Source organism: Streptomyces sp. NRRL F-5650 (assembly GCF_000721365.1).
GTDB classification, from domain to species: Bacteria; Actinomycetota; Actinomycetes; order Streptomycetales; family Streptomycetaceae; genus Streptomyces; species Streptomyces ardesiacus.
The window spans coordinates 143,076-150,119 of record NZ_JOGV01000012.1 but is presented as its reverse complement, the minus strand read 5'-3'; the positions used below and the strand labels follow the sequence as shown (position 1 = coordinate 150,119).

Here is a 7,044-nt window from a genome sequence, read left to right as displayed (position 1 = left end):
CACCCCCCGGATCATCAACAACAGGAGGGGGAAGTCATGCCGGACCCGAAGGCCGGAGGCTCCATTGCGGAGCCGCGAAAACGGTAACGGGGGGGGACGCCTCCGTGTCGTCCTGGCGCACGGTCCGGGCGGCGTCGGCGTCCCCGTCGGTCGGCCCACGCGGGGTGTCCCACGTGCTCGAAGCGGCCTTCCGTTGCCGCCGACGCCGTCCGGCCTCGTGCATCCCCCACAGTGCCCCTGCGGAAAGCCGGGCGCCACCGATTAAAAGCGGACGTAGGCCGCGTTACCGACGGCTCGCGGGCCACCGCGTCCGCAACGGGCTCCGTGCCCGGGCGGCCCGCTCACTCCTCCCCGGCGAGGGTCAGGGACCGCAGCTTCTGCCCGGCGTACCAGGTGGCGAGCACGGTCACCGCGACGAGCAGCACCGTCGCGGTGGGCAGGCCGACGTCGGAGGTCACCAGGTTCCCGTCGGCGACCTTCTCGGCCACCGCCAGCGACCACTGCTGGACGCTCAGCGTGCGGGCCCCCGGCACCAGAGAGCCGAACAGGGCCTCCCAGACCAGGGCGTAGACGAGCCCGAAGACCACCGCGTGCCGGGACACCGTGCCCAGCAGCAGGAACAGCGCGGCGTAGGCGATGGACGCGACCAGCGTGGCGATCGTGTAGGCGACGGCCACCTGCTGGCCGTTCCCGTTGAGGATCAGACCGGCGAGGAGGGTGGGCACGGCGGAGAAGACCATCGTCACGGCTATGGCGACGATCAGCTTGGTGAAGATGATCGTCGGCCGCTTGATCGGCTTGGACAGCAGGTACACCACCGAGCCGTCGTCGATCTCGGGGCCGATGGCGCCCGTGCCGGCGATGACACCGATGATCGGCACCATGGTGGCGAGGGCGAAGCCGCCCAGGACGTCCGCGGCGGTCTGGTCGTCCGCCCCGGCCAGCGCCCGCACCGCGACGGCGATGACGAGCAGCAGCAGGGGGAGCGCGCCGAGGATGAGGGCCCGGCGGCGGCCGAGCAGGGCCCGGTAGGTGAGCCGGGCGACTGTGGGGTCGTACATTCTTCGGCCTCCTACGCCGCGACGAGATACGAGAAGACGGACTCGAGGGACTCGTCGGAGGGCGAGACCGTGAGGAGTCGGATGCCGTGGTCGCGGGCGACCTTGGGCAGCAGGGCCGTGAACCTGCCGAAGTCGACGGCCTGGATGCGCAGCGCGCCTTCGGCGTGATCGACCTCTATGCCGGACGTCGACGGGTCGGCGATCAGCGCTGCCGCGAGAGCCCGGTCGTCGCTGGAACGCACCAGGTAGCGGTGCGGCCGGTCGGTCATCAAGCGGCGGATCTTGCGGAAGTCGCCGCTGGCCGCGTGGCGTCCGGCGACGATGACCTCGATGTGCCAGGCGAGCTGTTCGACCTCTTCGAGGATGTGGGAGGAGAACAGCACGGTGCGGCCCTCGTCGCCCATGCGCCGCAGCAGGTCCATGAGCTGCATGCGCTGGCGCGGGTCCATGCCGTTGAACGGCTCGTCGAGCAGGAGCAGCGACGGCTGGTGGACGAGGGCGGAGGCCATCTTCACGCGCTGGCGCATGCCCTTGGAGTAGGTGGCGATCTTCCGGTCCTGGGCGTAGGCCATCTCCACCGTGGCGAGCGCCTCGTCGGCCGCCTTGGCGCCCAGGCCGTGCAGTTCGGCGTTGGCGAGGACGAACTCGCGCCCGGTGAGGAAGTCGTACATCGCCTCCCGCTCGGGGACGATGCCGATGTGCTGGTAGATGTCCTCGTTGCGCCAGACCGGCTGCCCGTCGAGGGTGACGCTGCCGGTGGAGGGGGCGAGGAAGCCGCCCATCATGTTGATGAGGGTGGACTTTCCCGCGCCGTTCGGACCCAGCAGGCCCGTGACGCCGGGGCCGATCGTCATGGTGATGTCGTTGACGGCGACCACGTTGCCGAACCAGCGGGAGACGTGGTCGATGCTCAGCGTGGTCACAGTCCCACCTTCTTGTAGCGGCGCAGCAGCAGGCCGTAGGCGCCGGCGATCAGGCCGAGGGTGACGAGGACGTAGACGGCGCCCTCACCGTTGCTCGGGCCGACCCCGCCGGGGAAGGCCGAGGTGGCGCCCAGGAAGGCGGACTGCACTCCGTCGATGAGGGTGATCGGCGAGAACAGGCCTATCCAGGCGACGGCTCCGGAGCTGCCCTGGACGTCCGCGATGGCCTGGAGCGTGGAGACCGCGCCGTAGGTGATGGTCAGGACGGCGATGACGGCCGCGATACCGAAACCGCGGCGCGGGGTGACCGCGGCCACGACCAGGCCGAGGCCGGCGAAGAGCAGGGAGAGCAGTGCCACGGAGACCAGTCCCTGGGCGAACCCCTTGGTCTGGTCCGCGAAGTCGAGTTTGGCGAGCAGTGCGCCCACGTAGAGCACCAGCAGGGGCGCGGCAGTGAGGATGAAGAGGGCGGAGGCCAGCGACGCGTACTTGGCTCGGACGTAGTCGGAGGTCTCGATCGGCCGGGAGAAGTACAGCGGAACGGTCTTGAAGCGCAGGTCGCGCGAGACGGACTGCGGGGCCTGGGACGCGACGTAGAGGCTGATCACGGCCTGCAGGACGATCGCGTAGCGCGTGTAGTCCAGGGGCAGGTCGTTGGCCTTGGTAGCGACGGCGACCGCGACCATGATGGCCGCCGGGAGGCACATCACCACGAACAGCAGCATCGGCAGCACCTTGGACTTGACCGAGCGGCCGAGGCCGTAGGCGCCGCGCAGGGACTGCGAGTACAGCGAGCGGCGGGCATAGGCGCGGCCGAGGCGGGGGCCGTCGTAGCTGCGGTAGCCGATGTTGTGGATGCGGGTCTGGTCACCCGGGACCGTGGCTGCGGGCTGCTCAACCGCCATGGCCGACCGCCTCCTTCCGTTCTGCGTCGCTGTCGGTGAAGACCTCCGAGATGTGGTGCCGGCGCTGCTCCATGCGGACCAGGCCGAGGCCGAGGTCGGCTATGACGTCCCGGACGAGGTCGTAGGTCTCCTCGCCCGCCGCGGTGAGCAGCAGGACGTGGCCGGCACCGGGCAGGCCGCTGCCGTCCTGGACGCTCACCCCGCGCGCGTCCAGCGCGTCGCGCACCGCGCGGGTGCCGTCGGGGTGCTCGTCGGTGTCGGTGACCTCGATGGCGAGGGTCGTGGTGGTCTGGGTGAAGTCCGTGGTGGAGCTGGAGCGCAGCAGCTTGCCGCCGTCCACGACGACGACGTGGTCGCAGGTGCGTTCCAGTTCGCCCAGCAGGTGGGAGGTGACCAGGACCGAGATGCCGAAGTCCGTGTGAATGCGCCGGATGAGGCCGAGCATCTCGTCGCGGCCGACCGGGTCGAGGCCGTTGGTCGGCTCGTCGAGGAAGACCAGCTGGGGGTCGTGGACGAGGGCCTGGGCGAGCTTCACGCGTTGCTTCATGCCCGTCGAGTAGCCGCCGATGGGGCGGTAGCGTTCCTCGTAGAGGCCGACGTGGCGCAGGGTGTCGGCCGTGCGCTCGCGGGCGGCGGTGGGCGGCAGGCCGGACATGCGCGCCATGTGGACGACGAACTCGGTGGCCGAGACGTCGGGTGGCAGGCAGTCGTGTTCCGGCATGTAGCCGACCCGCTCGCGGATCTCGGGGCCCTTGGTGGCGACATCGAGTCCGAGCACTTCGGCCCGGCCCTCGGTGGCGGGAGACAGACCCAGCAGGATCTTGATCAGGGTGGACTTGCCGGCGCCGTTGGCACCGACGAGTCCGGTCACACCGGGTCCGACATCCACGGACAGCCGGTCGAGCGCGGTCACCCGGGGGAACCGCTTGCTCAGGCTTTCGGTCGCGATCACAGTCACATCCACGACGGTAGTGACGGACGCCACCGCGGTCGTCAGACCGCAGAGCCGTCTTCGCCTCAGACTCGAGTAGTACGCGCCCGTAGGGGATGCCGTACCTGAGAGCCACAGCACGGCTCCCGGGCCCGTCCACGGCGCCGCGCACCTCCCTATTGACGATGGGTCTAACAACTGGGAGATTCGGCGGCGTCGCGTTACGGACGAGTAGCAGGGGAAGCGCCTTCAGGCTGGACGACGGGCTGCCGCACGTGCGGCGCCGTGCGGAGGAGGGATGACGGTGCCGGACGGAGCACGGGAGCGCTGGGTGCGCTCGGGCGGGGTCGAGCTGTGCGTGGTGGAACTGGGCGATCCGCACCGCCCGACGGTGGTCCTGGTGCACGGCTACCCGGACAGCAAAGAAGTCTGGTCCGAGGTCGCGGCCCGCCTGGCCGGCCGCTTCCACGTGGTCCTCTACGACGTCCGTGGCCACGGCCGGTCCACCGCGCCGAGCCCGCTGCGGGGCGGGTTCACGCTGGAGAAGCTGACGGACGACTTCCTGGCCGTGGCCGACGCGGTCAGCCCGGACCGTCCGGTGCACCTGGTGGGCCACGACTGGGGCTCGGTCCAGTCCTGGGAGTTCGTCACGGTCAAGCGCACCGAGGGCCGTATCGCCTCCTTCACCTCGATGTCCGGCCCCTCCTTGGATCACTTCGGCCACTGGATCAACAAGCGCCTCAGGCGTCCCACTCCGCGCCGGGTCGGACAGCTCCTCGGCCAGGGCGCCAAGTCCTGGTACGTCTACCTGCTGCACACGCCGGTCCTCCCCGAACTGGCCTGGCGCGGCCCCCTCGGCAAGCGCTGGCCGGGCATCCTGGAGCGCGTCGAGAAGGTGCCCGCCGGCGACTACCCGACCGCTTCCCTGCCGTCGGACGCGGCCCACGGGGCATGGCTGTACCGGGACAACGTCCGGCCCCGGCTGCGCAGGCCCCGTGAGGACGCCTACGCACACGCGCCGGTGCAGCTCGTCACGCCCCTCGGTGACGCGTTCCTGTCGGAGCGGCTCTACGACGGGCTGGAGACGTGGGCACCTCGGCTCACACGACGGACGCTGCCCGCGCAGCACTGGGTCCCGCGCACCCGGCCGGACCGGCTGGCGGACTGGATCACGGAATTCGTGACCGCCGTCGAGGACGGCCGCTCCGAGACCGCGGCGAACGGGAAGTACGCGGACCGCTTCGCCGGGCAACTCGTGCTGGTGACCGGTGCGGGCAACGGCATCGGTCGGGCCACGGCGTTCGCGTTCGCCGAGGCCGGCGCGCGCGTCGTGGCGGTCGACCGGGACGCCGAGGCCGCCGCCCGGACCGCGGAGCTGGCCCGGCTGATCGGCGCGCCGGCCGCCTGGGCCGAGGCCGTGGACGTCTCCGACGCCCAGGCCATGGAGAAGCTGGCGGCCAGGGCCGCCGCCGAGTACGGCGTCGTGGACGTGCTCGTGAACAACGCCGGGATCGGCCTGTCGGGCTCCTTCTTCGACACCACGCCGGAGGACTGGAAGAAGGTCCTCGACGTCAACCTGTGGGGCGTGATCCACGGCTGTCGTCTGTTCGGCCGGCAGATGTCCGAGCGCGGGCAGGGCGGGCACATCGTCAACACCGCGTCGGCGGCGGCCTTCCAGCCCTCCCGGGCGCTGCCCGCCTACAGCGCCTCCAAAGCGGCGGTGCTGATGCTGAGCGAGTGCCTCAGGGCCGAGCTGGCCGATCAGGGCATCGGTGTCACGGCGATCTGCCCCGGCCTGGTCAACACCAGCATCACCTCCACGGCACACTTCGCGGGCGCGGACGCCGAGGAGGAGAAGCGGCGCCAACGGCGCACCGCCCGGCTGTACGGAATGCGCAACTACCCGCCGGAGAAGGTGGCCGACGCCGTCCTGGAAGCGGTCGTGCACAACAGGGCCGTGGTCCCGGTGACCCCGGAGGCGCGCGGAGCCCACCTCATGTCCCGTTTCGCACCACGGATGCTGAGGCGTGTCGCCCGGGTCAAGCCGCCTCTGTAGTTTCCACAGGATGCGCCAAGCAGCCTGTGGATAACGCGACTTGACTGTGGATCAAACCTCCTCGGCGAAATAGTTTCGCGTGAGGCGCGTCTCACCAGGCAGGCTGGTGCCATGCAGCAGAACCAGACGGACGACGGACACGGAGACGCACACGAGGACAGACGCACGGTGAGGGTGTCCAAGTACCTGTCGAAGCACCTGCGCCACCAACCCGCGAGGATCGGGCTCACGCTCGACGAGGGCGGCTGGGTCGAGATCGACGCGCTGGTCGCCGCTGCAGCCGCGCACGGCTTCCGCTTCACCCGCGAAGAGCTCGACCACGTGGTCGCCACCAACGACAAACGGCGTTTCGCCGTGGAGGGCACCCGCATCCGCGCCAGCCAGGGTCACAGCATCGACGTGGACCTCGGGCTGCCTCCGGCATCCCCGCCACCGTACCTCTACCACGGGACCGTGTGCCGGCATCTGGATGCCGTCCGCGCCGAGGGGCTGCGTCCCATGAACCGGCACGACGTCCACCTCTCGTCCGACCGGGCCACCGCGACCGGGGTCGGAGCGCGCCGCGGCCGGCCGGTCGTGCTCACTGTGGACGCCGCCGCCATGCACCGCGACGGACACGTCTTCCGCGTCAGCGCGAACGGGGTCTGGCTGACGCAGTCCGTCCCGCCCCGCTACCTGCGTTTTCCCGCTCGGCGCTGACCCCGCATGGTTGAGGGCATGGAACACCTCCCCACCACCCAGTCCGCCGTCACCGCCCTCCGTGCCGTCGCCGGGGAGTTCGCGCTGGAGATCGAGGTCACCGACGACATCGGCGCCGACCAGACCTCCCGCCGCAGCGCCGCGGGCGTGGGAGTGACCACCGATCCCGACGGCTCCCTCCCGCACGAGGCATTCGTCGAGTTCGGCGGCGTTCCCCGGGTGAGCGTCCGGCTGTTCCCGGAGGACGACGCACTGATCACCGTCGAGAACGTGGAGTTCCCGGACATCCCGCGCGACGAGGTGCCCGCGTTCCTGCGTTCCGTCTTCGGCGGCCGCGCGTTCGTCAAGGGACGCCGCTTCCCGCCCGGATACCGGCTGATCGTTCCGCTGCCCGGCGACCGCACCCACCGGGAGTACGTGCCGATGATCCTGCTCACGCCGTGGCTGAACAGCCGCGTACGGTGACGCG

General features: G+C 70.6%; 7 protein-coding genes. 3 read left to right on the top strand and 4 right to left on the bottom strand.

Annotated features, from left to right (window positions below; all coding sequences use genetic code 11):
* Window positions 1-341: 341 nt before the first annotated feature.
* From IG88_RS0114760 to IG88_RS0114745, 4 genes are read right to left on the bottom strand one after another with little or no spacing between them, the layout of a single operon-like run.
* Window positions 342-1,061: an ABC transporter permease gene (locus IG88_RS0114760; RefSeq protein ID WP_030403124.1), complete on the bottom strand. Its 720-nt coding sequence runs from the start codon at window positions 1,059-1,061 to the stop codon at window positions 342-344.
* 11 nt (window positions 1,062-1,072) lie between these two features.
* Complete coding sequence (locus tag IG88_RS0114755; protein ID WP_031040141.1) at window positions 1,073-1,984, bottom strand: ABC transporter ATP-binding protein; 912 nt, start codon at window positions 1,982-1,984, stop codon at window positions 1,073-1,075.
* Window positions 1,981-2,889: a membrane protein gene (locus tag IG88_RS0114750; protein WP_031040139.1), complete on the bottom strand. Its 909-nt coding sequence runs from the start codon at window positions 2,887-2,889 to the stop codon at window positions 1,981-1,983. Before IG88_RS0114750 ends, IG88_RS0114755 begins: the two co-directional genes overlap by 4 nt.
* Window positions 2,879-3,841, bottom strand: a complete 963-nt coding sequence (locus tag IG88_RS0114745; protein ID WP_030403121.1) for an ABC transporter ATP-binding protein — start codon at window positions 3,839-3,841, stop codon at window positions 2,879-2,881. Before IG88_RS0114745 ends, IG88_RS0114750 begins: the two co-directional genes overlap by 11 nt.
* A 277-nt stretch (window positions 3,842-4,118) precedes the next feature.
* On the opposite strand from IG88_RS0114745, the gene IG88_RS0114740 reads away from it, so the two are divergent.
* The 3 genes from IG88_RS0114740 to IG88_RS0114730 all read left to right on the top strand — a co-directional run bounded on the left by IG88_RS0114740 (window position 4,119) and on the right by IG88_RS0114730 (window position 7,040).
* Complete coding sequence (locus IG88_RS0114740; protein WP_031040136.1) at window positions 4,119-5,876, top strand: SDR family oxidoreductase; 1,758 nt, start codon at window positions 4,119-4,121, stop codon at window positions 5,874-5,876.
* Window positions 5,877-5,987: 111 nt separating this feature from the next.
* A complete protein-coding gene (locus IG88_RS0114735; protein WP_037835903.1) occupies window positions 5,988-6,575 on the top strand; it encodes an RNA 2'-phosphotransferase in 588 nt (195 codons plus the stop codon).
* A 6-nt stretch (window positions 6,576-6,581) separates the two neighbouring features.
* Entirely contained in the window at window positions 6,582-7,040 is a 459-nt protein-coding gene (locus IG88_RS0114730) for a hypothetical protein (RefSeq protein WP_031040132.1), read from the top strand.
* The last annotated feature ends 4 nt before the right edge of the window (window positions 7,041-7,044 follow it).

Excerpts from the sequence above, each read along its gene's own strand:
- IG88_RS0114760 (WP_030403124.1), bottom strand. The coding sequence starts at position 1,061 with ATGTACGACCCCACAGTCGCCCGGCTCACCTACCGGGCCCTGCTCGGC.
- IG88_RS0114750 (WP_031040139.1), bottom strand. The coding sequence starts at position 2,889 with ATGGCGGTTGAGCAGCCCGCAGCCACGGTCCCGGGTGACCAGACCCGC.
- IG88_RS0114740 (WP_031040136.1), top strand. The coding sequence starts at position 4,119 with ATGACGGTGCCGGACGGAGCACGGGAGCGCTGGGTGCGCTCGGGCGGG.
- IG88_RS0114735 (WP_037835903.1), top strand. The coding sequence starts at position 5,988 with ATGCAGCAGAACCAGACGGACGACGGACACGGAGACGCACACGAGGAC.
- IG88_RS0114730 (WP_031040132.1), top strand. The coding sequence starts at position 6,582 with ATGGTTGAGGGCATGGAACACCTCCCCACCACCCAGTCCGCCGTCACC.